The 25,702-nt window shown below is 60.1% G+C and carries 17 protein-coding genes; 14 read left to right on the top strand and 3 right to left on the bottom strand.

What is annotated here, in order from left to right; all coding sequences use genetic code 11:
• Nucleotides 1-210 precede the first annotated feature (210 nt).
• The 3 genes from BN1124_RS07245 to BN1124_RS07255 all read left to right on the top strand — a co-directional run bounded on the left by BN1124_RS07245 (nucleotide 211) and on the right by BN1124_RS07255 (nucleotide 3,174).
• Entirely contained in the window at nucleotides 211-861 is a 651-nt protein-coding gene (locus BN1124_RS07245) for a DedA family protein (protein ID WP_042640429.1), read from the top strand.
• Between the two features lie 267 nt (nucleotides 862-1,128).
• Nucleotides 1,129-2,424, top strand: a complete 1,296-nt coding sequence (locus BN1124_RS07250; RefSeq protein WP_042640431.1) for a DEAD/DEAH box helicase — start codon at nucleotides 1,129-1,131, stop codon at nucleotides 2,422-2,424.
• A 90-nt stretch (nucleotides 2,425-2,514) separates the two neighbouring features.
• The gene (locus BN1124_RS07255; protein WP_042640433.1) at nucleotides 2,515-3,174 is read left to right on the top strand and encodes a DUF2913 family protein; all 660 of its coding nucleotides are present in this window, start codon (nucleotides 2,515-2,517) and stop codon (nucleotides 3,172-3,174) included.
• Nucleotides 3,175-3,354: 180 nt separating this feature from the next.
• On the opposite strand, the gene BN1124_RS07260 is transcribed toward BN1124_RS07255, so the two are convergent.
• On the bottom strand, nucleotides 3,355-4,347 hold the full coding sequence (locus BN1124_RS07260) for a questin oxidase family protein (protein ID WP_042640435.1): 993 nt from the start codon (nucleotides 4,345-4,347) through the stop codon (nucleotides 3,355-3,357).
• 66 nt (nucleotides 4,348-4,413) lie between these two features.
• On the opposite strand from BN1124_RS07260, the gene soxR reads away from it, so the two are divergent.
• The 4 genes from soxR to BN1124_RS07280 all read left to right on the top strand — a co-directional run bounded on the left by soxR (nucleotide 4,414) and on the right by BN1124_RS07280 (nucleotide 7,482).
• Nucleotides 4,414-4,878, top strand: a complete 465-nt coding sequence (gene soxR, locus BN1124_RS07265; protein ID WP_042640437.1) for a redox-sensitive transcriptional activator SoxR — start codon at nucleotides 4,414-4,416, stop codon at nucleotides 4,876-4,878.
• A 357-nt stretch (nucleotides 4,879-5,235) separates the two neighbouring features.
• Complete coding sequence (locus BN1124_RS07270) at nucleotides 5,236-6,009, top strand: amino acid ABC transporter substrate-binding protein (RefSeq protein ID WP_042640439.1); 774 nt, start codon at nucleotides 5,236-5,238, stop codon at nucleotides 6,007-6,009.
• A gap of 37 nt (nucleotides 6,010-6,046) precedes the next feature.
• Nucleotides 6,047-6,724: an amino acid ABC transporter permease gene (locus BN1124_RS07275; RefSeq protein WP_042640441.1), complete on the top strand. Its 678-nt coding sequence runs from the start codon at nucleotides 6,047-6,049 to the stop codon at nucleotides 6,722-6,724.
• Entirely contained in the window at nucleotides 6,721-7,482 is a 762-nt protein-coding gene (locus BN1124_RS07280) for an amino acid ABC transporter ATP-binding protein (RefSeq protein WP_042640443.1), read from the top strand. The genes BN1124_RS07275 and BN1124_RS07280 overlap by 4 nt, the downstream gene beginning before the upstream one ends.
• An 89-nt stretch (nucleotides 7,483-7,571) precedes the next feature.
• Here BN1124_RS07280 and BN1124_RS07285 read toward each other — a convergent pair whose 3' ends face one another.
• Nucleotides 7,572-8,987 (bottom strand): FAD-dependent oxidoreductase, encoded by a 1,416-nt coding sequence (locus BN1124_RS07285; RefSeq protein WP_042640445.1) that lies wholly within the window; start codon nucleotides 8,985-8,987, stop codon nucleotides 7,572-7,574.
• Nucleotides 8,988-8,999: 12 nt separating this feature from the next.
• Nucleotides 9,000-13,457, bottom strand: coding sequence for a glutamate synthase large subunit (gltB, locus tag BN1124_RS07290; protein WP_042640447.1), 4,458 nt, complete (start codon nucleotides 13,455-13,457; stop codon nucleotides 9,000-9,002).
• 612 nt (nucleotides 13,458-14,069) lie between these two features.
• Between gltB and BN1124_RS07295 the strand changes: the two genes are divergently transcribed.
• The 7 genes from BN1124_RS07295 to BN1124_RS21655 form a co-directional block, all read left to right on the top strand.
• Nucleotides 14,070-15,014 carry a tRNA modification radical SAM protein MnmL/YtqA gene (locus BN1124_RS07295; protein ID WP_042640449.1) on the top strand — a complete coding sequence of 315 codons (945 nt, stop codon included), beginning with the start codon at nucleotides 14,070-14,072 and terminating at the stop codon, nucleotides 15,012-15,014.
• 357 nt (nucleotides 15,015-15,371) lie between these two features.
• Nucleotides 15,372-17,516, top strand: a complete 2,145-nt coding sequence (locus BN1124_RS07300; protein WP_042640451.1) for a type I secretion system permease/ATPase — start codon at nucleotides 15,372-15,374, stop codon at nucleotides 17,514-17,516.
• Nucleotides 17,509-18,924, top strand: coding sequence for an HlyD family type I secretion periplasmic adaptor subunit (locus BN1124_RS07305; RefSeq protein ID WP_042640454.1), 1,416 nt, complete (start codon nucleotides 17,509-17,511; stop codon nucleotides 18,922-18,924). Before BN1124_RS07300 ends, BN1124_RS07305 begins: the two co-directional genes overlap by 8 nt.
• A gap of 36 nt (nucleotides 18,925-18,960) precedes the next feature.
• Nucleotides 18,961-20,298 carry a TolC family outer membrane protein gene (locus tag BN1124_RS07310; RefSeq protein WP_042640456.1) on the top strand — a complete coding sequence of 446 codons (1,338 nt, stop codon included), beginning with the start codon at nucleotides 18,961-18,963 and terminating at the stop codon, nucleotides 20,296-20,298.
• Nucleotides 20,299-20,447: 149 nt separating this feature from the next.
• Nucleotides 20,448-21,167: a transglutaminase-like cysteine peptidase gene (locus tag BN1124_RS07315; protein WP_042640458.1), complete on the top strand. Its 720-nt coding sequence runs from the start codon at nucleotides 20,448-20,450 to the stop codon at nucleotides 21,165-21,167.
• A gap of 3 nt (nucleotides 21,168-21,170) precedes the next feature.
• A complete protein-coding gene (locus tag BN1124_RS07320) occupies nucleotides 21,171-23,096 on the top strand; it encodes an EAL domain-containing protein (protein WP_042640460.1) in 1,926 nt (641 codons plus the stop codon).
• A 270-nt stretch (nucleotides 23,097-23,366) separates the two neighbouring features.
• The coding region (locus tag BN1124_RS21655) for a retention module-containing protein (RefSeq protein WP_231553612.1) at nucleotides 23,367-25,702 on the top strand (2,336 nt) is incomplete at its 3' end.

Below are 25,702 nucleotides of genomic sequence, written 5' to 3' on the forward strand. Positions count from 1 at the left end.
ATGGCTCGCTGGCGGGGCCAGTCGGGCCAGCCCGCTGTTCTGGAGTGATAGAGTATCCACATAAATGGCAGACATTAATTTCTTGTTCAGTTCGACGGGTGTATAACGGGCCTCCCGCAGGAGTAACGGGAGCAGGCAGCAGGGAGGAGATGCCGAGCGGGGCCCTTGGGCCGTCATGATGGATGCACACGTTGACGGGAGTCATTCCAGATGCAGGACATGCTGCTTGCCATATGGCATCAGGACTTTGATCAGCTTATTCAAATGCAGGCCATCGGTCTGCTCGTCACCTGCCTGGTGGTGATCCTCTTTCTCGAATCGAGTTTCGTGTTCCTGCCCCTGCCGGGGGACAGTCTGGTGTTGCTGGCCGGTGGCCTGGTGGGCATGGGAGTGCTCGGCCCCGAGGTGAGTTTCCTCTATATGCCGTTCGCCGCCGGGCTGGGCAGCCTGATCGCCTATTGGCAGGGCCATGCGCTGCACGGTACCCGCTTCATGGGCCATATCGAGCGTATGATCCCGGAGGGCAGCCTGCCTCGCGCCTCGCGCCTGCTCGATCGCTACGGCTTCTGGGCCATGTTCGTGTCCCGCTTCATCCCCTTCGTGCGGGTGCTGACACCCATGCTGATGGGGGTCTCTCGCCTGCACCTGCCGCGGGTGGCCGTGGCGAGCTTTGCCAGCGCCTTCCTCTGGGCCCTGACCCTGAGCCTCATCGGCAAGTTCGTGATGGCAACCCCGATGCTGGCCAACCACCACGAGCTGCTAACCAAGTGCCTGCTAGTCACCTCCTTCGCGCTCTTCGTCATCGCCGTGGCGGCCATCGGTATCCGGCTGCTCAAGCGCCCGACCAACCGCATTCGCTGAAGAGGTGGACGGGCTCGCGACGCCTGTCCACTCCCCCCTTGCACCGGCAAGGGCCGGTGCAAGGGGGGAGATGTAAAAATACAGGCCATTTGAGGCGGAATTTGTGACGCCTATCTGTTACACTTCGCGCCCGCCATTTTCCGGCTCATTCTCTGACTCGATGTCAGGCCCAGCCGTCCTTGGCCGCAAGCCTCGCCGATGCCGCGCCACCCGCCGGCTCGAGCCACTTAAGCCAACTACAGCCCAGCTGGAACACAGGAACCCAATATGAGATTTGAATCGTTCGATTTTGCCCCCGAGATTTTGCGCGCCATCTCAGATTGCGGTTATCAGGAGATGACCCCTGTGCAGCAGCAGGCGATCCCGACCATTCGTCGTGGTAGCGATGTGCTGGCCAGCGCCCAGACCGGGACCGGCAAGACCGCGGCCTTCGCGCTGCCGATCCTGCAACGCCTGCTGGACAAGCCGGCCCCCGTCCAGCCGTCCAATGCCCGAGTGTTGATCCTGACCCCGACCCGCGAGCTGGCCGCTCAGGTGGCGAGCAACATCAACGACTTCGCCAAATACCTGGACATCACTGTGCTGACCATCTTTGGTGGCGGCAAGCAGGACGTGCAGGCACGCAAGCTGAAAGCGGGTGCTCACATCATAGTGGCGACCCCTGGCCGTCTGCTCGAACACCTGACCGCCTGCAACCTGAGCCTCTCCGGGGTCGAAACCCTGGTGCTGGACGAAGCGGATCGCATCCTCGACATGGGCTTCAGCGCCGATGTGCAGCAGATCCTGCAAGCGGTCAACAAGGAGCGCCAGAACCTGCTGTTCTCCGCCACCTTCTCCGACGCCGTGAAGAAGCTCGCCAACCTGATGCTGGACAGACCCCAGATCATCAGCGTCAACAAGCAGAACTCCACCGCCGACACCGTCAGCCACACCGTCTATCCGGTGGAGCAGAAGCGCAAGCGCGAGCTGCTCTCCGAGCTCATCGGCAAGCAGAACTGGCAACAGGTGCTGGTGTTCGCCAGTACCCGTGAGAGCTGTGACGAGCTGGTGGACGAGCTGAACCTCGATGGCATCAAGTCCGCCGTGGTCCATGGTGAGAAGGCGCAAGGCAGCCGTCGCCGCGCCCTGCGCGAGTTCATGGAAGGCAAGGTGCGGGTGCTGGTCGCGACCGAAGTCGCCGCCCGTGGTCTGGACATCCCGGATCTGGAATACGTGGTGAACTACGATCTGCCGTTCCTGGCGGAAGACTATGTGCACCGCATCGGCCGTACCGGCCGCGCCGGCAAGAGCGGCATGGCGATCTCCTTCGTCAGCCGTGAAGAAGAGCGCACCCTGCTGGAGATCGAGGCGCTGATCGGCCAGAAGATCCGCCGCATCATGGTGCCGGGCTACGAGGTGAGCAGCCGTGACGAGCTGATCAAGCAGCTGCAAGAGCGTCGCCGCTTCGGCAAGCGTCCCCAGCGGGAAGACAACGCCGCCGCCCAGGCCATGGCAGAAAGCAAGCTACAAGGCCAGCGCCTCAAGCGTCTGGCTGCCGCCAAGAAGCCCCGCCAATCCAAGTAAGTGGGCAAGATGATGCAGGGGAGCCTTGGCTCCCGACTCAAGGCGCCGCTGGCGCCTTGATGCTGTTTACCGATCACCAGAGGACGCGCGATGATCCCCCCAGTCAAGAACCCGCAAGATTACAATCAGGCTCTGCTCGACATGGCCAGCCAGAGCCTGGCCGAGCTGGCGCGCACCGCCGAGCAGAAAGCTGGAAAACGCACTCCCGCCCAGGAGAGTCACTTCCTCTGCACCTGGATGGCGGACTCCCTCAAGGAGAAGCGCTTCTCCCGGCTGGTGATGGAGGATCTGAAAGGCTGGATCCAGCAGGGGCGCACCCTGGGGGCGGGGGCCGATCTCAAGGGATTGCTTGAGCGCATCGTCAGCCAATATGGCCGGGCCCTGCAGGATCAAGCTCCGCTCGGCAGCCGGCTGGTCGCGCTGGTGGGCGAGCTGACGGACGCGGGTTGGCTGGTGTTTACCGACGCCGAGGTCAGCGCCAAGCTGCGCCTGCTGGGGCAAGGCCAATCCAGCCTGGTGATCTCCGCCAGCGAATACCAGGGCCATGTCGTCGATGGCGAGCTGCTCAAGCCCATCACCCTCTATGTGCGCGGCGACGAGCAGCGACTGGCACAGGCTGCCGTGCGCCATGGCCTGCTGCTGAGCCAGGGCAACAAGAAGGTCACCCTGGTCAAGCACCACAAGGCGTACCGGCTGGTGCCCGGCAATGCCCAGCCCGCGCTGGCACTGCTGGCAGAGGCCGTTGCCTGATCCCCAGGCGGACTCCTTGCTCACCGCTTCATCACCCCGGCCCAGGCCGGGGTTTTTTATGGCCGAACGGCCGCGAGCCCGGTCGTTAAGCCGGCACTCCTCTGTGTTGACTGTCGATTTTTGTCGCAGAACAACGGAGCTGCGCTGTACTGCCATCAGCTTCACCCGGCTTGCCGCACCCTAGGCGGCGCTGCGCCCGGCATCGACGCTCAGCAGCCCCACGGCGCGGGCGGCCACCGCGAGATAGTGGGACCCGTGGCGGGATGAGTGAGCCTGCTCCCGCCAGCAGCAGTGCACCAGTTTTATCACGTGATCGTCCAGGCTCACGATCGCCAGCGACAACACCCTCTCCCAGTCCAGCCCCGAAACCTCTGGCCAGCGCTGGGATCCCAGCGCCGGTGCCCCGACCGTGATATAGGCCGCAGCCACGGCTTGCCACATCAGGGTCTGCCAAGGCTCCTGCAGTTCGGCGGGCAGATGGCGGGCGACGATGGCGGCGGCCCGGCTGCCGGTTACCAGGTGCAGCACGGTGAAGTTGCGGGTCTGCCAATAGAGGGGCAGGGCGACCTCGGCCAATTGCAGCAACACCTCTGTCCCTTCCTCCAGGCTGCGTGGCAGCGAGTCCGGCCAGCGCGAGTCTGCCGCGACCAGGCGCAGGCGCTCCGTGATCCGCTCACCCGGCCAGTGTGACCCCTCCCACAGTGCCGACAGCCCGGCCAGCAGGCGAGTGACGTCCCGGCAGGGGGCCCCTGTGCTGGCAGGCAGGATCAGGGGCTTGCACAGCCAGGCGGCCAGCGCCGCCGCCTGCTCCCCCTGATGCCCATTCTCCAGCGCGCAGGCGAAGCGAATAAACGGATGGAAGGCGCCGCCAGCGGGGGAGAGGCCATCCGCCAGCAGCGCCTCGAAGGTGGGCAGCCAACCCTCCTCGGCAAAGCGGATGGCCAGCCGTTGGCGTAGTTGCACGAAACGACGCTCCTCTTCATCTCCCTGGTTTTCCGTTCCGGCGGGCAGGGCATGGGTGCTCTGCCAATGATCGAAGAACTGTCTCAGCTGTTGCGGGCTGGCGCCCATCTCATGCAAGGCGTGCAGCGCCATGGGGCAGTGATTGGTGGTGTCACGGCCGTTGAGGGCGAAGGTCGCGTTGGCATCGAGCAGGGAAGAGAGAAAATCCATAATCCTTTGACTCCTTTTGTCGGGGAAGACAGGATTGTGCAAGTTAAAGCTAACTTGAGGTCAAGGATGGAAAGGGATCGCAAGTGGTTGGCCATAGGCCAGATTGCCAAGCGTGCCGGTGTCAACGCCAGTGCCCTGCGCTTTTACGAAGAAAAGGGGCTGCTCCAGAGCCTTCGCAGCGACGGAGGCCAGCGTCTCTATCCGCGGGATGCGCTGCGCCGCATCGCCTTTATCCGGGTGGCACAAGGGATGGGGCTGAGCCTAGGCGAGATTGCCGAGGCGCTGGCCGGGCTGCCCGACGGCCGCACGCCGGATCGCCGTGACTGGGAGCAGATCGCCGGTCAGTGGCAAGGGCTGCTCGATCGGCGCATCGAGGCCTTGCAGCTGATGAAGCGCAAACTCGGCGCCTGCATCGGTTGTGGTTGCCTGTCGCTGGAGCATTGCGCCCTCTACAACCCTGAGGACCTTGCAGCCTCTGGGGGTAGCGGCCCCCGCTATCTGCTGGGGGATCAGCCCCCCGCCGAGGATTGAACCGCGCAGAGGATGGGCAATGGCGGGCCCGGCGGTCGCCGTGCGTCCCTCCGGCAGCCACGGCGCGCCAGCCTGCAGGTCAACCATCTCATCACCGAATGAATTAATGCCCATTCGAGCTCGTTATTTTTGTTATCCATTATTTCGCTAAATATCCTCGTATTTCATGCTTTGGCAATTGAACGCCCCGCGTTATGTTTTGTCCATGCAGACAACCAGCCCGATAAATATAAGGCGATGAAGCCGATATATTAATCTGAGTCGGTAACGGCAGAACCCAATTAAATAATTGCATGGCTCTCTGATGATGTTCATTGGCACGTATTCAGGATGTTCATAAATATAACGAGGTGAATAATGAAAAAGCTGCAATCCCTGTTTTTATTGGCCGCCCTGCCGCTGGCCTTGCTGACATCGGCACAGGCACAATCCAGTCTCGCCGCCATCCAGAGCGCCGGGGTGATCAAGATAGGCACGGAAGGGGCCTACCCTCCCTTCACCTATCACGACAAGAGCGGCAAGCTGGTGGGCTTTGATGTTGAGATTGGCGAGCTCATCGCAAGCGGCCTCGGCGTGAAGCCGGAATTTGTTGAGGGCAAGTGGGACGGGCTCATCGCCGGGGTGGATGCCAAGCGCTACGATCTGGTGCTCAACGAGGTGGCCATCACCCCTGAGCGACTCAAGAAGTACGATTTTTCAGACCCTTATATCACCTCCAAGGCGGTGGTGGTGGTCCACAGCGACAACGACAGCATCAAGAGCTTCGCGGATCTGAAGGGCAAGAAATCCTCCCAGTCCCTGACCAGCAACTTCGCCCAGCTGGCCAAGACGTCGGGGGCCGAGGTAGTGGCCACCGAGGGCTTCAACCAGTCCCTTGAGCTGGTGTTGACCGGGCGGGTGGATGCCACCATCAACGACAGCCTCTCCTATCTGGACTTCAAGAAGCAGAAGCCGGACGCCAAGCTGAAGGTGGCGGCGACCGAGCCGAAGGGGGATCAATCTGCCGCCCTGCTCGCCAAGGGACAGCCTGAATTGCTGGCCGCCATCAATCAGACGCTGCGCACCGCCAAGCAAGACGGCAGCTATCAGAAAATATCGCTGAAATATTTTGGCACTGACGTCTCGAATTAATAATTCGGCAGAATAATAACAATAAAGGAGAATTAACGTGCCAGCCTGGTTGCAGTTAATGATCGACTCTTTTTGGCCCCTGCTCAGTGCGGGGCTTATTTTTACGGTGCCACTGACCCTGATCACCTTCGTGCTCGGCATATTGCTCGGTTTTCTGGTGGCGCTGGCGCGATTATATGGTCCGGCACCCTTGGTGGTGCTGGTACGCTTCTATGTCTGGCTTATTCGGGGCACGCCGCTGCTGGTGCAGCTCTTTCTCATCTTCTACGGCTTGCCGAGCGCCGGCATAGTGCTCGATGCCTTCACCGCCGCTGTCATCGGCTTCACCCTCAACATCGGCGCCTACAGCTCGGAGATCATCCGTGCGACCCTGGCTGCCATTCCCAAGGGGCAGTGGGAGGCAGCCTACTCCATCGGCATGAGCTGGCCCCAGGCGATGTGGCGGGTGATCCTGCCGCAGGCGGCGCGCATCGCGGTGCCGCCGCTCTCCAACACCTTTATCTCGCTGGTCAAGGACACCTCCCTGGCGGCTGCGGTGACGGTGCCGGAGCTGTTCCAGGCGGCCCAGCGACTCGCCTCCGTCACCTATGAGCCGCTCATCCTCTACATAGAGACGGCCATCATCTACCTGATGTTCAGCTCGGTGCTCTCCGCCCTGCAAGACCGGCTGGAGCGCAAGTTGACCCACAAAGAGACCCGGGAGGTCGCCCTATGATCCGGTTGAGCGGCATCGAGAAGCAGTTTGGCGGCCAGAAGGTGCTGAAGGGAGTGGATCTGGCCATGGCGGCGGGCAGCGTCACCGCCCTGATCGGCCCCTCCGGCAGTGGCAAGAGCACCTTGCTGCGCTGTGTGAACCTGCTGGAGCGGCCGGATGCGGGGCAGTTGGTGCTGGGGGGGAGCGAGCTCGATTTCTCGCGCCACCTGTCGCGCCAGAGTGTGCTGAGCCTGCGCCAGCAGACCGGCATGGTGTTTCAGAACTTCCAGCTGTTTCCGCACATGACGGTGCTGGAGAACGTGATCGAAGGGCTGGTAACCGTGTTGAAGTGGCCCAAGGAGAAGGCGGTGGCGAGGGGCTTGGCCCTGCTGGACAAGGTAGGGCTCAGCCACAAGGCCGAGGCGGTCCCCGCGACTCTCTCCGGCGGCCAGCAGCAGCGGGTCGCCATCGCCAGAGCCCTGGCGCCGTCACCCAAGGTGCTGCTCTGCGACGAGCCGACCTCGGCGCTGGATCCCGAGCTGGCGCTGGAGGTGGTGGCCGTGCTGCGCCAACTGGCCCGGGAAGGCACCACCATGCTCATTGCCACCCACGACTTGCGTCTGGCATCCCAGATTGCCCAGCAGGTGATCTTCCTGGAGGCGGGGGAGGTGGTGGAGGCGGGCAGTGCGCGCCAGATGTTCACGGCCCCCAAGCGGGCACGCACCTTCGAGTACATCTCCACCCTGACCGAGCGGTTGCCGGAGAGCTGGAGTATCTAGCGGCGCTTGTCCTGACGACTGTCCTATAAAGAAACAGCCCCGCATCTGCGGGGCTGTTTGCTTGGAGCCTTGCTCGTCTGGACGGTAGCTTACACGGCCAGGTAGTCCATGATCCCTTCGGCGGCCTTGCGGCCCTCGTAGATGGCGGTGACCACCAGATCCGAGCCGCGCACGGCGTCGCCACCGGCGAACACCTTGGGGTTGCTGGTCTGGAAGGCGTAGTCCGCCTTCTCGCTCGCCTTGATGCGATCCCGGCTGTCGAGATCGATGCCAAAATCTGCCATCCAGGGCTGGGGGTTGGGCTGGAAGCCAAACGCCATCACCACCGCATCGGCGGCCAGCACCTGCTCGGAACCTTCGATCACTACCGGATTGCGGCGGCCATTGGCATCGGGGGCGCCGAGCTCGGTGCTCACCACCTTGATGCCGCAAGTGCGACCCTGGGCGTCCAGCTCCACGCCAATAGGCTGGAGGTTGAACATGAATTCCACCCCTTCCTCGTGGGCGTTCTTCACCTCCCGCTTAGAGCCGGGCATGTTCTCGGCGTCGCGACGGTAGGCGCAGATCACCTTGTCGGCGCCCTGGCGGATGGCGGTACGCACGCAGTCCATGGCGGTATCGCCGCCGCCGAGCACCACTACCTGCTTGCCGGCGAAGTCGATGTAATCGGCCTGCGCCTTCTCAAAGCCCAGCAGCCGGTTGGCGTTGGCGATGAGGTAGGGCAGGGCATCGTACACCCCGGGGGCCGTCTCGTTCTCGAAGCCACCCTTCATGTACTTGTAGGTGCCGACCCCGAGGAAGACGGCGTCGAACTCGCCGAGCAGATCGGCGAAGGTGACATCCTTGCCCACCTCGGTCTCGAGACGGAACTCGATCCCCATGCCCTCGAAGATCTCGCGACGGCGCTGCATCACCTCTTTTTCCAGCTTGAAGGAGGGGATGCCGAAGGTGAGCAGGCCACCTATCTCGGGGTACTTGTCGAACACCACGGCGCTGACACCGTTGCGGGCCAGCACATCGGCACAGGCGAGCCCGGCCGGGCCGGCGCCGATGACGGCAACCCGCTTGTCGGTCTTGATCACCTTGGAGAGATCCGGGCGCCAGCCCATCTCGAACGCCTTGTCGGTGATGTATTTTTCGATGTTGCCTATGGTCACGGCGCCGAAGCGATCGTTGAGGGTACAGGCACCCTCGCACAGGCGGTCTTGCGGGCAGACGCGGCCACACACCTCAGGCAGGCTGTTGGTCTGGTGGGAGAGTTCCACCGCCTCCAGGATGCGCCCCTCGTTGGCCAGCTTCAGCCAGTTGGGGATGTAGTTGTGGACCGGGCACTTCCATTCGCAATAGGGGTTGCCGCAGTCGAGGCAGCGATCCGCCTGCATGCCGACCTGGGCCTGGTTGAAGGACTCGTAGATCTCCACAAACTGGATCTTGCGGATCTTGAGCGGCTTCTTGGGCGGGTCGACCCGCTGGACATCGATAAACTGGAATACGTTCTGGCTCATAGGGTTCCCTCCTTATTGCGCCTGGATTCTGAGTTCTGCACTAGAGCGGCTGGTGTGACCGAGCAAGGACTTGACGTCGCTGGACTTGGGTTTGATCAGCCTGAACTTGGGCACATAGGAGTCGAAGTTGGCCAGGATCTCCTCGGCGCGCGAGCTGCCTGTCTCATTCAGGTGCGCCGTGATGATGCCGCGCAGGTGTTCCTGATGGATGGCGAGATCCGCCACATCCAGCAGTTCGACCAGCTCCGGGTTGGTGCGCTTGGCAAAGTTGCCGCACTCGTCCAGCACGTAGGCGAAGCCGCCCGTCATGCCGGCCGCGAAGTTGACCCCGGTGGTGCCGAGCACGGTGACGATGCCGCCGGTCATGTATTCGCAGCCGTTGTCGCCAATGCCCTCGACCACCGCCAGGGCGCCCGAGTTGCGCACCGCGAAACGCTCACCCGCCGTGCCTGCCGCGTAGAGCTTGCCGCCGGTGGCGCCATAGAGGCAGGTGTTGCCTATGATGGCCGCTTCGTGGGACTTGAACGCCACGCCGACGTGGGGTTTGACCACCAGCTTGCCGCCGGTCATGCCCTTGCCCACGTAGTCGTTGGCATCGCCGGTCAGGATGAGCTCGAGGCCGCCTGCGTTCCAGACGCCGAAGCTCTGGCCGGCGGTGCCGTTGAAGTGGACCCGTACCGGATCCGCCGCCATGCCCTGGTTGCCGTGGCGCTTGACGATCTCGCCGGACAGACGGGCTCCCACGGAGCGGTCTGTGTTGCGGATGTCGTAGCGCCATTCACCGCCGGACTTGTGCTCGACCGCCTCCAGCAGATCCTCGACCATCTTGAGGTTCAAAGGCCCCTTGTCGAAGGTCGGGTTGTGCTGCTGGCTGAACAGGCTGGAGCCTGCCGGTGCCACCGGGCTCGCCAGCAGACCGGACAGGTCCAGCTTGGCCTGACGGGCGGTGAGGCCGGGCAGGGCTTCGAGCAAATCGGTGCGACCGATCAGATCCGTCAGCTGGCTGACGCCAAGCTCGGCCATCAGCTCGCGGGTCTCTTCGGCGATGAACTTGAAGTAGTTCATCACCATCTCCGGCAGGCCGGTGAAGTGCTCGCGGCGCAGTTTCTCATCCTGAGTGGCGACACCGGTGGCGCAGTTGTTCAGGTGGCAGATACGCAGGTATTTGCAGCCGAGCGCCACCATGGGGCCGGTACCGAAGCCGAAGCTCTCGGCGCCGAGGATGGCCGCCTTGATGATGTCCAGACCGGTTTTGAGGCCGCCGTCCACCTGTAGCCGCACCTTGTGGCGCAAGCCGTTGGCGACTAGCGCCTGCTGGGTTTCGGCAAGGCCGAGTTCCCAGGGGGAGCCGGCGTATTTGACCGAGCTCAGGGGGCTGGCACCGGTGCCGCCGTCATAACCGGAGACGGTGATGAAGTCCGCATAGGCCTTGGCCACGCCGCAGGCGATGGTGCCTACGCCGGGCTCGGACACCAGCTTGACCGACACCAGACAGTCCGGGTTGATCTGCTTGATGTCGAAGATGAGCTGGGCCAAGTCCTCGATGGAGTAGATGTCGTGGTGCGGTGGCGGTGAGATCAGGGTCACACCGGGCACGGAATAACGCAGCTTGGCTATCTGGGCGGTGACCTTGTCACCGGGCAGCTGGCCACCTTCGCCTGGCTTGGCGCCCTGAGCCACCTTGATCTGCACCACATCGGCGTTCATCAGGTAGTGGGGGGTGACGCCGAAGCGCCCCGAGGCAACCTGCTTGATGCGGGAATTCTTCTCGGTGCCAAAGCGCTTGGGATCTTCACCACCTTCACCCGAGTTGCTCTTGCCACCTAGGCGGTTCATGGCCACGGCCAGCGCCTCGTGGGCCTCGGGCCCCAGGGCGCCGATGGACATGGCGGCGGAGTCGAAGCGGGGGAACAGGTTGGCTGCGGGCTCTACCTGCTCCAGTGCAATGGGGTTGGCCACGGCCTTGAGGGCGAGCAGATCGCGCAGGGTGGCGACCGGGCGCTCATTCACCAGGCGTGCGTATTCCTTGTAATCGGCGTAGTCGCCGGAGCGCACCGCCACTTGCAGGGTCTGCACCACGTCCGGGTTGTAGGTGTGGTACTCGCCACCGTGGACGAACTTGAGCAGGCCGCCCTGGGTAAGCGCCTTGCGGGCCAGCCAGGCCTGACGGGCCAGTTGCAGCTGATCCTGCTGGATGTCGGCAAAGTCGGCACCCTGGATGCGGCTGGAGACGCCACGGAAGCACATCTCGACCACGGCATTGGACAGCCCCACCGCCTCGAACAGCTGGGAGCAGCGATAGCTCGCCACCGTGCTGATGCCCATCTTGGACATCACCTTGTAGAGGCCCTTGTTGATGCCGTTGCGGTAGTTGAGCATGGCCTGGCGCAGGCTCATCTTGAGCACGCCTTCCTCGACTTGCTTGGCGAGGGTCTCGTAGGCGAGATAGGGATAAATAGCGGTGGCGCCAAAGCCCAGCAGCACGGAGAAGTGGTGCGGATCGCGCACGCTGGCGGTTTCCACCAAAATATTGGCATCACAGCGCAGATTGTTGTCTACCAGGGTGCGCTGTACCGCGCCCACCGCCATGGCGGCCGGGATTGGCAGGGTGTCGGCACTGACGTCCCGATCCGACAGGATCAGCAGCACTGTGCCACCACGGGCCTTGTCGGCGGCGTCGTTGCATAGCCGCTCCAGCGCCGCTTGCAGCCCCTCTTCGGGTTTGAAGTTCAGGCTCAGCACCGCATGACGGTAATGTTCCCCCTCCAGGGCCAACAGCTGGTGGAAATCGGAGTAGAGCAGGATCGGCGACTGGAACAGCACCCGGTGGGCGTGGCCGAAGGTCTCGTTGAACACGTTCTGCTCGCGGCCGATACAGGTGGCCAGCGACATGACGTGGTTTTCCCGCAGCGGATCGATGGGCGGGTTGGTCACCTGGGCGAACATCTGGCGGAAGTAGTCGTACAGGGTGCGCTGGCTGGAGGAGAGCACCGCCATGGGGGTGTCATCCCCCATGGAGCCCACCGCCTCCTGGCCGTTCTCGCCGAGCACGCGCACTATCTGATCCAGCTCCTCGTAGGAGTAGCCGAACAGTTTCTGATAGGTCTTGAGCTGATCGTCCGAGAACTCGCGGGCGCCAGTGCTGGCGTCATCCATCTGCTCGAACGGCACCAGCCGTTTGCAATGCTTGTCCATCCACTGCTTGTAGGTGTGGCGGCTCTTGAGATCGTCGTCGATCTCGAAGCTGGTCCAGATCTTGCCGTTGTGGGTATCCACCACGAACAGCTCGCCCGGGCCGACCCGGCCCTTCTCCAGCACCTCGTCCGGGGTGTAGTCCCAGGTGCCCACTTCGGACGCCAGGGTGATGAACTTGTCCTTGGTGATGACGTAGCGGGCCGGGCGCAGGCCGTTACGGTCCAGCGCGCAGGTGGCGTAGCGGCCATCGGTCATGACGATGCCGGCCGGGCCATCCCAGGGCTCCATGTGCATGGAGTTGAAGTCATAGAAGGCGCGCAGGTCGTCATCCATGTTCGGGTGTTTTTGCCATGCAGGCGGGATCAGCAGACGCATGGCACGGAACAGGTCCATGCCACCGGCGAGGAAGAGATCCAGCATGTTGTCGAGGCTGGAGGAGTCCGACCCCGTGGTGTTGACGAAGGGGGCGGCCTCTTGCAAGTCCGGAATGAGCGGCGTCGCGAACTTGTAGCTGCGCGCCTTGGCCCACTGGCGGTTGCCGGCGATGGTGTTGATCTCGCCGTTGTGGGCGAGATAGCGGAACGGCTGGGCCAGCGGCCAGCGCGGGCTGGTGTTGGTGGAGAAACGCTGGTGGAACACGCAGATGGCCGCCTGCATGCGAATGTCGGCGAGATCCAAGTAGAAGCGCGGCAAATCCACCGGCATGCACAGCCCTTTATAGACGGTGACCAGGTTGGAGAGGCTGACTACGTAGAAATAGTCGTCGCTGATGCGCTTCTCGATGCGGCGGCGCACTATATAGAGGCGACGCTCGAGATCCTTGTCGACCCAGCCAGGCGGCGCGTTGACAAAGACTTGTTCGATGCTGGGCAATGAAGCCTTGGCGATGGGACCGAGCACATTGGTATCGATGGGCACCTTGCGCCAACCGACCAGACTCAGGGTCTCCTTTTCCAGCTCCTCGTCGATGATGTCGCGAGTCTGCTGGGCCAATACGGGGTCCGGGTTCAGGAACAGCATGCCGACCGCATAGTTGCGGCCCAGGTGCCATCCCTTCTCCTCGGCGACAGCGCGATAGAAGCTGTCTGGTTTTTGCAGCAACAGGCCGCAGCCGTCGCCGGTCTTGCCATCGGCGGAGATACCGCCGCGGTGCTGCATGCGAGCCAAGGCTGACATCGCGAGACGGACGAGCTTGTGGCTGGCTTCCCCTTCCATGTGGGCCAACAGGCCGAAGCCACAGTTATCCCTCTCCAGCTTTGGATCATATAGTGACATTGCATTTCTCCCTTGCTCGGCCTTCCATCGCACTGTCATCAACAGACTGCATAAATTGCGATTGGCTCTTGTGGTTCCGTCCGCCTGAGGTGGCGAATCTCCAAACTAATGGGATTTTCGGGCAAGGTCAATTGGACATCCGGACTGTTTGCAATGTTACATCGACATAACAAACTGTGGATTTGGGAGTGACAATGGGACTTTTCATTAATAAAAAACTTTAAATTTAACTAATTGTGGATTTTTGTGCTGATATCCTTAGCGTTAGTGGTGGACTGCATCGTGTCGGAGTGCTGTAGTAATCTTACCAATCCACCCTCCCGAGGTCGGGCCGGGATCACATTTCAGGATCCTGTGCCTTGCATTTATTCAGATGCGGGCTAATTGGATTTTTTTCAGTATGAACAGATGGTTAGAGGGTGTTCGTGTTTTTCCTTTTTCCCTTTGTGGTGGGGGGAGGGGTTTCCAAAAGTAACCTAAATACACATGTGTCGGATACTTATCCGATGAAAGATGAATATTTATATAGTTTTGAGGCTCGGGGCGGCTTGATCCAGCTCAGCCTTCCCAGCGGGGTGAGCCGGTACAATGGCACCTTATATTGGAGGTGTCATGCAGTTACACGAACTCATCAATACATTCGGTCAGGATCTCAAGCAGCGCCACGGCCAGAAGATCCACAAACTCTCTATTCACGGCGCCTTTACCTGTCCGAACCGGGACGGCACTCTGGGCCGCGGCGGCTGCACCTTCTGCAACGTCTCCTCCTTCGCCGACGAATCGGCTCAGCAGCTCTCCGTGGTGCAACAACTGCTGGCGCGGCGGGACGAGGTGACCCGTGCCAAGCGCTACCTCGCTTATTTTCAGGCCTATACCAGCACCTATGCCGAGGTGGAATACCTGCAGCGCATGTATGAAGAGGCGCTGTCGGTGAGCGACATGGTGGGGCTCTGCGTCGGCACCCGCCCGGATTGCGTGCCGGATGCGGTGCTGGATCTGCTGGCTGGCTATCAGGCTCGCGGCTACGAGGTGTGGTTGGAGTTGGGGCTGCAGAGTGCCAACGACAAGACGCTACAACGGATCAATCGGGGCCACGGCTATGGCGCCTATGAAGATGCGGTGCGCCGTGCCCACGCAAGGGGCATCAAGGTCTGTGCTCATCTGATCGTCGGCCTGCCGGGAGAGGCGGCCATGGACAGCCTGGAGACTCTGCATCGCATCGTGGACACTGGGGTGGAGGGGATCAAGCTGCATCCGCTGCACGTGGTGGAGGGGAGCATCCTTGGCAAGGCCTGGCAGGCGGGGCGGCTGGAAGTGCCGACGCTGGAGCAATATATAGAAGCGGCGGTGGCCATGATCCAGCACAGTCCTCCCGAGGTGGTTTATCACCGCATCTCGGCTTCGGCCCGTCGTCCGACCCTGTTGGCACCGGACTGGTGTGAGAATCGCTGGACCGCCATGGCCGGTATCGCCACCGAGCTGGCTCGCTCCGGGCCCCAGGGACACAGCCTGGGTCGACCCTTTTCCCTCGACGGTTTTAATGAGCTGTCACTCTAATTTCATTAAAAAAACAGAGGCTTATTAGATGAAATTCAGTCTTTGCAGTATAGTTTCATTCAAGTCGCCTTGATAAGATGGACGGCTTGAAAAAGATATTGTTATCAATAAGCTTGTAATAATCGAGTCGGAGACTCTGGCACTGGTGCCACATCAGAGCCAGGCAAGGATCCGCTTTTCGGCTTGACGATGTTTGGGTCTGGTGATGGCATTAAAAGGTCATTGCCCTGTGCGCTAATTTGGTTGTCGGCTTTCGGTGACGGACGTCAGGCTCCGTTATTCAAAAGACCGCCGTCACAATGAGGACGGCGATACTTCCCCGCGACAACCGTCTAAATCATGTTTTGACAGGATGCTATGCAAGCAGAAACTAGCCGTATTGATGAGCTATTGGAATGCCTGGTCTTCTTGACCCGCTTTTATGGCGTGCCCAACAGCCAGGATGCCCTGACGACCGGCTTGCCGCTGGTATCCGGCCGTCTGAGCACGGCACTCTTTCCCCGCGCCGCCGAGCGTGGCGGCCTGTCCGCCCGTGAAGTGCTTCAGCCCCTGGAGGAAGTCTCCTCTCTGCTGCTGCCCTGTGTGCTGCAGACCCGCAACGGTGGTGCCTGTATCCTGCTGGAATGGAATGAAGACAGGACTCAGGGCAAGGTCATTTTCCCCCAGGCCGGCGATGCGGCGCAGTGGGTCAGCACCGCTCAACTGGGTGACGAATACAATGGCCGCCTGTTTTTCGTCAAGAAACAGTTCAAGTTCGATGAGCGCTCCCCCAAGGTGCTGGAGACCCGTGACGGTCACTGGTTCTGGAGCACCCTGTTCGAATCCAGGGGGATCTACCGGGATGTGCTGATCGCCTCCATTCTCATCAATCTGTTTGCGGTGGCCAGCCCGCTGTTCACCATGAACGTTTACGACAAGATAGTGCCCAATCTGGCGTTCGATTCCCTCTGGGTGCTGGCGGTGGGTGCCATGGTGGTGTTCACCTTCGATTTCGTGATGCGCCAGCTGCGCAGCTACTTCATCGACATCGCGGGCAAGAAGTCGGATGTACTGCTGTCGGCCAAGATCTTCGCCAAGGTGATGGGGATGAAGATGGAATCCCGCCCTGCCTCGACGGGGGCCTTCGCCAAACACCTGCAAGAGTTCGAGTCGGTCCGGGAGTTCTTCACCTCGGCCACCGTCTCCACGCTCATCGATCTACCCTTTGCCATCTTCTTCCTGTTCATTATCTGGCTCTTTGCCGGTGTCATGGTAGTGGTGCCCATCGTCGCCATCCTGATCCTGGTGGCGTACAGCTTCTACATTCAGGAGCCGCTCAAGCAGTCGATCGAGGAGGGTTCCCGCCTTGCCTCCCAGAAGAACGCCAACCTGATCGAGAGCATCTCTGGTCTGGAAACTGTCAAGATCTTCGGTGCCGAGAGCATGTTCCAGCATCGCTGGGAGCAGGCGGTGTCCCACATCTCCACCTGGGGCGTGCAGACCCGCCGCATCACCAACTCCATGTCGTCTCTGGCGAGCTACATCCAGCAAGTAGTGACAGTGGGGTTGGTCATCGTCGGGGTTTACCAGATTTCGGAAGGGCTGGTGACCATGGGCGGCATGATCGCCGCTGTCATGCTGTCGAGCCGGGCCATCGCGCCCATGGTGCAGCTCTCCGTGCTCTCCACCCGTTACAACCAGGCCAAGTCTGCGCTCGAGATCCTGGAGAAGATCATGATGACGCCGGGCGAGCAGGAGGAGGGGAAACAATATATTCACCACCCCATCATCGCGGGCCGCATCGAATTCGAGAACGTCTCCTTCAAATACCCGGGCATGGAAACCAGCACCCTGCACAACATTTCGCTGCGTATCGAGCCGGGGGAAAAGGTGGCCATCATAGGCCGGATCGGGGCGGGCAAGACCACTCTTGAGAAGCTGCTGATGGGGCTCTATCGACCCACCGATGGCTCGGTACGACTCGATGGTTTCGAGCTGGATCAACTGGCGCCAGCCGCCATTCGCCGCAACATCGGTTGTGTGCCCCAAGACGTGACCCTGTTCTTTGGCTCGGTGCGCGACAACATCATGCTCGGCAACCCGCTGGTGGATGATGCGCGCGTCTTGCGGGCGGCCAAGCGCGCCGGGGTGACCAACTTTACCAACCGGGATCCCAATGGGCTGGATCGGCAGATCGGCGAGGGCGGACGTCAGCTCTCCGGGGGTCAGCGCCAGGCGATCCTGCTGGCCAGAGCCCTGCTCAACGATCCCCCTATCCTGGTGATGGACGAACCGACCTCCAACATGGATAACCAGTCGGAGATGCATGTGAAGCAGGAGTTGGCCAGGCTGGGGCCGGAGACCACCCTGATCCTGATCACTCACAAGACCTCCATGCTGGACGTGGCCTCCAGGGTCATCGTCGTGGAGCAGGGGCAGATAGTAGCCGATGGACCCAAAGAGGTGGTGTTGCAGCAATTGAAGGAAGGCAAGGTACGGCTGCAGGAGGTGTCCAATGGCTAACAACTGGTTCAAGAAAACGGCACCAGACACTGTCCTGCCATCCCCTGAGCATCTTGAATATGTCGATGATGGTGCCGCTGCCGTCTTGCTGACGACGCCCACTCGCGCCCGGGTCCTGTTGTGGGCCTGCTTCCTGTTTTTCATTAGTGCCATCGTCTGGGCTGCCTGGGCGAAGCTGGATGAGGTCACCGTCGGTCAGGGCACTGTGATCCCGTCGCGCCAATTGCAGGTGATCCAGAACCTGGAGGGGGGGATCGTCAAGGAGATCTTCGTGAAAGAGGGTGACATCGTCGAGAAGGGGCAGCCCTTGCTGCGCATCGATGATACCCGCTTCAAATCGGATTTTCGTGAACGTGAGCAGGAGATGGTGATCCTCAAGGGGGACATTGCCCGCTTGCGTGCCGAGATCAAGAGCGTAGTGGTAAAAAATGAATCCAATCTTGGTTGGCGCGAACAGGTGGTTATCGAGAAGCAACCCATTGTGTTCCCTGACGGATTCGAGAGTGTCTTCGCCGAATACGTGGCACGTGAAAAGTCGGTGCAGGACGAGCGACTCAATAATCTGACCAACCAGCTCTACATCCTCGGTCAGCAGATCGAGCAGAAAGAGCAGGAGACCATAGAGCTCAATGCCAAGATCAGGACGGTGGGTCGCAGCGTCGATCTGGCTCGTCAGGAGTTGAATATCAGCCGTCCCCTCGCGAAAGAGGGTATAGTTCCTCAGGTGGAGCTCATCAAGCTGGAGCGGCAGGTCAACGAGATGCAAGGGGAGTTGGAGGCCAACCGGCTGCTCATTCCCAAACTCAACTCGGTGCTGCGGGAGACCATCTCCAAGCGCAACGACATCGCCTTGAAGTTCAGAGCCGATTCTCAGACCGAGCTCAACGAGCGACAAGGCAAGCTGAGCCAGCTGTCCGAGGGGCAGGTGGGCCTGCGCGACCGGGTCGACAGAACCAGCGTGCTGGCGCCCCTCAAGGGCACCATCAAGAAGCTCAAGATCAATACCCTGGGCGGCGTGGTGCAGCCGGGCATGGATCTGATGGAAATCGTGCCGCTGGAGGATACCCTGCTGGTGGAAGCCAAGGTGTCGCCCAAGGATATCGCCTTCCTGCGGCCAGGGCTCGAAGCCGTGGTCAAGATAACGGCTTATGACTTCACTATCTACGGAGGTTTACATGGCAAGGTTGAACAGATAAGTGCCGACTCGATCCAGGATGAGAAGGGCAACACTTTCTATCTGGTTCGGGTGCGCACCGAGAAGAGTTACTTGGGCGATGAGCTTAACGCACTTCCCATCATCCCCGGTATGTTAGCCAGTGCAGATATTATTACTGGTAAAAAAAGTGTCCTAGACTACTTGCTTAAGCCGATCTTGCGGGCTAAGCAGTCGGCACTGAGAGAACGATAAAGCCAACAATCTAATAACAACATGACTGGAGATACCATGAAGAAGACGATTGTTGCCATGCTGGTCAGTGGCGCAGTGCTGTTCCCTGGCCTTGGCCAGGCTCAAACGCTGGAACAGTCAGTGGCACAGTCACTGGCTACCCATCCAAAAATCAAGGAAGCTTTTGACCTCTATCAGGCACGACTGTATCAGCATGATGGAGCCAAAGGTGGCTACTATCCCACCGTCGATTTGCGTGGTGGCGTCGGTTACGAGAAGACTGACAGCCCCTCGACCCGTGCGGTAAATGGAAAATCGAGGGACGGGAGTATCGATGATTCCATGACCCGCAAAGAGGCCGGGATCAGCCTGCGCCAGATGTTGTTCGACGGCTTCGACGTCAGCAGCAACGTGGCTAGAACCGATGCTGCCGCCAACGCCCAGCGTCTGGCCATGATCTCCGAAGCGGAGAACACGGCGCTGCGCGTGGCTGAGGTGTATCTGAACATGCTGCGTCAGCAGGAGATCCTGGAGCTGTCCAAGCAGAACCTGGAGACTCACGAGCAGATCCGCAGCGACATCCAGAAGCGGACCGATTCCGGCCTGGGCTCTACCGCGGATCAGACCCAGATCGACGGTCGGGTGGCGCGGGCCTATTCCAACCAGGCGGCGGCGGACAACAACTATCGGGATGCCGAGAGTGAGTTCATCCGTGTCGTCAATGAGGTCCCCAAGGACCTGGTGCAGCCAGTTCCTAACAGCCAGCTGATCCCCGCCACCCTGGAGGATGCACTGAAGACGGCTACCGAGGTGCACCCGACCCTGCTCTCCTCTCTGCAGGATATCGAGGAGGCCAAGTACCAGCATGAAGGCTCCAAGTCCGGCTTCTACCCGAACGTAGCCTTCGAAGTGGATCAAAACTGGAACGAGGATATCGACGCGGTCAATGGCCGTAACGACGATCTGACCGCCATGGTCCGGATGCGTTACAACCTGTTCCGTGGCGGCTCGGATCTGGCCGAAAGCAAAGCCACCTCGGCGCTCTATTCCCAGGCGAAAGACATTCATCTGAACGCTTTCCGTCAGGTAGAAGAGGGTACCCGCCTCGCCTGGAATGCCAAAGAGTCGCTGGCCAAGCAGAAAGTCTTCCTGAAAGAGCACGTGGACGCCAGCTATGACACTGTACAGGCGTACAAGAAGCAGTTTGGTCTGGGCCAACGGACTTTGCTGGATGTGCTGAACACGGAGAACGAACTGTTCGAGGCGCGCCGCAGCTACATCACGGCCGAGTATGACTCCCTGCTGGCGGATTATCGGATCCTCAATGCCACGGGTGGGTTGCTCAATGCCATGAATGTGCAGCAGCCAGCTGATTGGCAGGCCAATAACAACTGATGGCAATCGCGCTGATGTGATATCAGACAAAGAAATGGCTGCAGCTTGCTGCAGTCATTCTTTTATGTTTTGAGTTTTCAAATGAAGATTGCTATGACCTGCCGCAGGGGAAGAATGTGACATCGTGGTACAAGGCAAGGGGGTTGGGTATGGCCTGGCAGGCATGGCATCAATGCCTGTCCCTGCGCTGGGCACGCCCTTTGCTGTGGTTTTGCCTGCTCTCACTTCCCTTGCTGCTCAATGCCAGTCAGCCGCTCTCCTCCGAAGATCTTCAGCTGGTCAAGAGAGCGGAGGAAACCTATGGGGGGCGGGCGGGCAAGCGGGTCACCAGCTGGCGCACCCTGGCCATGCAAAATCGTGCCGCAGGGCTGAGCGAGCGCCAGAAGCTGGAGAAGGTGAACCAGTTTTTCAATCAAATGCGCTTCATCGATGATACCAAGCTGTGGCACAAGAAAGATTATTGGGCGACTCCGCTGGAATTTTTGGGGGCCGCTGGTGGAGATTGTGAAGACTTCAGCATTTCCAAATATTTTACGCTGCTGGAACTTGGCATTCCGGATGAAAAAATGCGAATGGTATATGTCAAGGCATTGGATTATAACCAGTTTCATATGGTTGTTGCCTATTATGAGACGCCAGCATCCGTTCCTCTTATTCTGGACAACCTTATCGGTGCCATTCGCCCGGCCAGCCAGCGAGCGGATCTGAAACCAATTTATAGCTTTAACGGTAGTCACCTGTGGTTGATGAAGGCACGTGGTCAAGGGGAACTGGCCGGGCAATCATCCCGCTTGGGATTATGGAATGACTTACGCAATCGCATGACTTCAGGGCGATTGGCTCGGCCTGTGGTGAATTTGGATGATTAACCTATGACGCTCTACAGACAATTATTGGCAACCATGTTGTTATTATTCGGATTGTTATTTGCTGCAACCTATTGGGTGCAGTTCAATTCGACTCGTAACTATCTGGCACAGCAGCAGGAAACCACAGTAATCAACACCGCCACGTCGCTGGGGCTGGCGTTGACGCCTTATCTGGAGAATGGCGACAAGGTGAGCGCCGAATCCGTCCTCAAGGCCGTGTTTGACGGGGGTTACTATAAGTTGGTCCGGCTGGATCTGCTGGCCTCCAAGGATGTGATCGAGCTTGAGAACAGCAACAATATCCAGGGGGTTCCGCAGTGGTTCATCGGTCTTGGTCTTTTCCCTGAGGTATCCAACGAATCGATTTTGACCTCGGGCTGGCTACAGCTGGGCAAGTTGAAGGTAGTGGGTCACTCCGGCCAGGCTTATTACGAGCTGTGGGAAGGGATGAGCAAGCTGGCGAGCTGGTTCCTGATCGGATTTCTGCTCACTACCATACTGCTGATGCGGGCCCTGAATTATCTGCTCAAACCACTCAAACTCATCTGCGAGCAGGCGGTCGAGATAGAGCTGCATCATTTCGGCCATGCCATCCCGGAGCCCAAGACTCGCGAGCTCAAGCAGGTGGTGCAAGCCATCAATATTCTTTCCAGCAAACTGGCCGTGCAGTTCAAGGAGCAGGCTGACGAGGCCGAGAATCTGCGTGCCCGAGTCTATGTCGATGCCGTCTCCGGGCTCGGCAACCGCTCTTATTTCGTCGGGCAAGTCAATGCCTGGATCGCGGAGGCGGGGCAGGGTGGCGTCATGTTGGTGGCCGTCGACATGCTGGACGATCTTTATCGGGAAGAAGGGTTTGCCGCGCGAGACAACATGGTCAAATCCATCGCCCAGGTACTCAAAGAACTGCTCGGTGGTTGGGATGGCGCCGCGCTGGCCCGGATCTCGGCCACCGAATATGCGTTGCTCTGCCCTACCGACGATCTATCACAGCTCAAGGAACTGGCAGAGGTGATCAACAGTCGCATCGCCGATTTGGTAGTCAATCCCATGGGTGAGGTGGGGGCGCTCTCCGTCATAGGCATCGCCGGTCGGGACGGTAACGATGATCTCTCCAGCCTGCTGACCAAGGCCGACAACGCCCTTGGCAAGGCACGCAACGAGCGGCGCGGTGCCGTTGTCATGGAAGGTGGTACGGATCAGGGGCTGATGGGGCGTCTGGCCTGGCGCGATCTGGTACAGGACGCGATCGCCAGGGACCTGTGGCGTTTCAAGGCGCAACCGGCCTGTCGTTTCGACAATGGGATGCGCCTGCATGCCGAGCTGTTCGCCTCCATCTCGCGGGATGGTACCGACTACTTTGCTGGCCAGTTCTTGCCTGCCATCGAGCAATTCAAGATGGGCGCCGAGTTCGACAAGGCGGTGTTGGAAGCTTGTGCTCCTCTGCTCAAACAACAACCCGAGCTGGTGCTGGCCGTCAACATCACGGCGGGCTCGCTCTGTTCCGATGAGTTCCTGACTTGGCTGAAAGGCTATCTGGCCTTGAATGGCGAGCTCAAAGATAGGCTGCTGTTCGAGATCCCCGAAGCGGCCATCATGAAACATAGAGAGCAGGTCACCACTCTGGTCAGTGTGCTGCGCGAGCATGGTTTCCAGTGGGGGGTCGATCACTATGGCCGCCACTTCCAATCCCTCGGCTATCTGGAAGAGTTGGCACCGGCCTATGTCAAGGTGGATCACGGTTATACCAGTCAGGTCATGGAGCCGGGGGCGGATACTTCCTTCCTGGCCGCGGTTTGCCGTGCGGCGCACAACGCGGGCGTCACGACGATCGCCACTCGAGTGGAAGATCAACAACAGGTCGAGGTGCTGTCCAGCCTGCATATAGATGGCTACCAAGGCTTCGTTCATCCGGCATTCCCATTGCCATGATGAGTGCCATCATTCAAGAAAAGGGCCCCAATGTGGGCCCTTTTTTATATCCGTTTAGAATAAGTCGGGATGCTTTTCTACGGCGAGCATGAAAGGGGGTCACAAGAGTCTTTGTTAATGCATTGATTTTAATGTGTAAAAAATCATTATTCGATTTGCTGCATCGGATGGAGCTGCACAGATTCAACGCAGTACATTTTTGCAACGGAAGCATGACGACGTCCTATCTAAGGTGTAGCCATCAAGATCTGTCACTCTGGAGCAATGGATATGCGCACCCAAATCATCGATAAAACCGTCGTCGTCTCCTCCGTAGAAGGCAATGTTCAGATCCAGCTCGCCGATGGCAGCAGTCGTCCGCTCCAGCCGGGAGAGATCTTGCAGCCGGGGGCCAAACTCGAGATTGCCGACAATGCCAAGTTGATGCTGGCCCCCTACGATGACAAGCCAGATGTAGCACCAGATGCACCAGCACCGGCTGACACGCCCGCCCAGGGGGCCCCCTCATCCTCCGCAGAGAACAAGGATCTCCCTCCGGAAATCGCAGCCTTGCAAAAATCCATACTGGAAGGGGTCGATCCGACCAAGAACTTTGAAGCCTCGGCAGCCGGTGGTGCCCCCGCTGCGGGTGGCGGCGGGGGTGGTATAGGTGGGGTCGCGGGGGCCAGCGGTAATGGTGGCTTTGTCGTTATCGACCGTATCGGTGATGCAACCATTGCGACCTCCGGATTTGATACCAACCACGATGCGCTGGCGGCGCAGAATCTGCTGCAGGCAGAGGATCTTCTGCTGGATAATCAGCTTGATGACCAAGATGAATCGGCCATCACCCAGGAAAATCAAGCCATCAGTGGCAACCTGCTGACCAACAGCAGCAACCCGGACGGCCCTCAGGATGCCTCGATTGTCTCCTATAGCTGGGGTAATAACATCGGTATCCCGGCAGGCACTGCGACGACCCTGAACGGGATCGGCACGCTCATCATCAATGCGGACGGCTCCTACACCTTCACCCCGGCGCTCAACTACACAGGCCCCGTTCCTCTGGCCAATTACATCGTCACTGACGGTGCCGATACCAACCCCTCGACCTTGACCATTACCATCACCCCGGTGGATGAGACTATCTCCCTGGGGGGATTACAAGTTGAAGGGGGTGAGCTCGTTCTGAGTGAAGCCGCTCTGGCCGATGGGAGCTCCCCGGATGCCGCAGCACTGACCAAAAGCGGCACCTTTACCTTCAATGCGGCAGACGGGGTCCAGAGCCTGACGCTGGGTGGTGTGACGCTCATCAGCAACGGCCTGGTCATCACCAGTTTCCCGCAGTCGATCCCCAGTCCTCTGGGCAATCAGCTGTTGGTGACCGGCATCAGTTACAACCCCGTGACTGGAGTCGGCAGCGTCACCTACAGCTACACCCTTGGCGATAACGAGGCGCATACCCAGCCCACCAATGACACATCGTTGACCGAAAGTTTCAATGTCGTGTTGACGGACAGTGATGGCGACAGCACCAGCGCCAGTCTGGATGTGGTGATACTCGATGACGTACCGAGTGTGGCGCTCATCCCTGGTGCCGGTGAACTGGGGGTGCTCAGTGTGGATGAGAGTCTGCCACAGTTGGGCGGCGCCGACAGTGACGGTGTTGCGAGCGTTACGCTGGCAGCCTCCGTGGTGCAGGCCCAATTCAACCATGCCTTCGGGGCGGATGGGACGGGCAGCATTGGTTACAACCTGGTGCTTAATGGCAACAATGTGGCAAGCGGTCTCTATGCTGTCGATCCGCAAGTTGCCAATGGTCAGGGCGCTCAAATTGTGCTCAACCAGGTCGGTAATGTCATTACCGGCAGTGCCAACGGGGTGAACTACTTCACCCTGACGATCAATCCTGCCACTGGCGCGGTAACCCTGAATTTGCTGGACAATGTCTGGCATGGTGATACCGGCAATCATGATGACAGTGTCAGCCTGACGCTGAACAGTGGCGTACTGACCCTGGTACAAACAGTGACGGACTCTGATGGTGATAGTGCCAAGGCCAGTCTGGATCTGGGAGTCAGCGGCATATTCCGCTTCGAAGACGACGGCCCGAGTGCGTCGGCCAAGGCTGAGGTCAGTGCCGGCGTGACACTGGATGAGACCGGTGGCTTTGACACGGCGGATATCAGTGCCGCCAGCATCAGCGGGCTGTTCAACGCCCCGGTATACGGTGCAGACGGTGCGGGCAGTGTGCAGTACAGCCTGAGCGCCACGGCGGGCGCCCAGACCGGGCTGTGGCTGGCGGGGCAAAGTGGCAGTGCCAGCGAGATCAAACTGGTGGCCGTTGCCGGTGGTTATGAAGGGTGGACCGGTGGCAATACCAGCACCGGCACCAAGGCGTTCAGCGTGCTGATAGACGGCAGCGGCAAGGTGACAGTGACCCAGTATGCGGCGCTGGAGCACGGGGTGGATGGCAGCAGTGCCGCAGCCCAGGATGACAGCGTGTTCCTGAGCACGGCGGCGGCCATCAAGGTGGTGCAGACCGTGACGGACCGTGATGGCGATAGCCAGAGTGCGACCAGTACGGGTGGGCTGAACCTTGAGTTCAAGGACGACGGCCCGAGTGC

It is taken from the genome of Aeromonas eucrenophila, from assembly GCF_000819865.1.
GTDB classification, from domain to species: Bacteria; Pseudomonadota; Gammaproteobacteria; order Enterobacterales; family Aeromonadaceae; genus Aeromonas; species Aeromonas eucrenophila.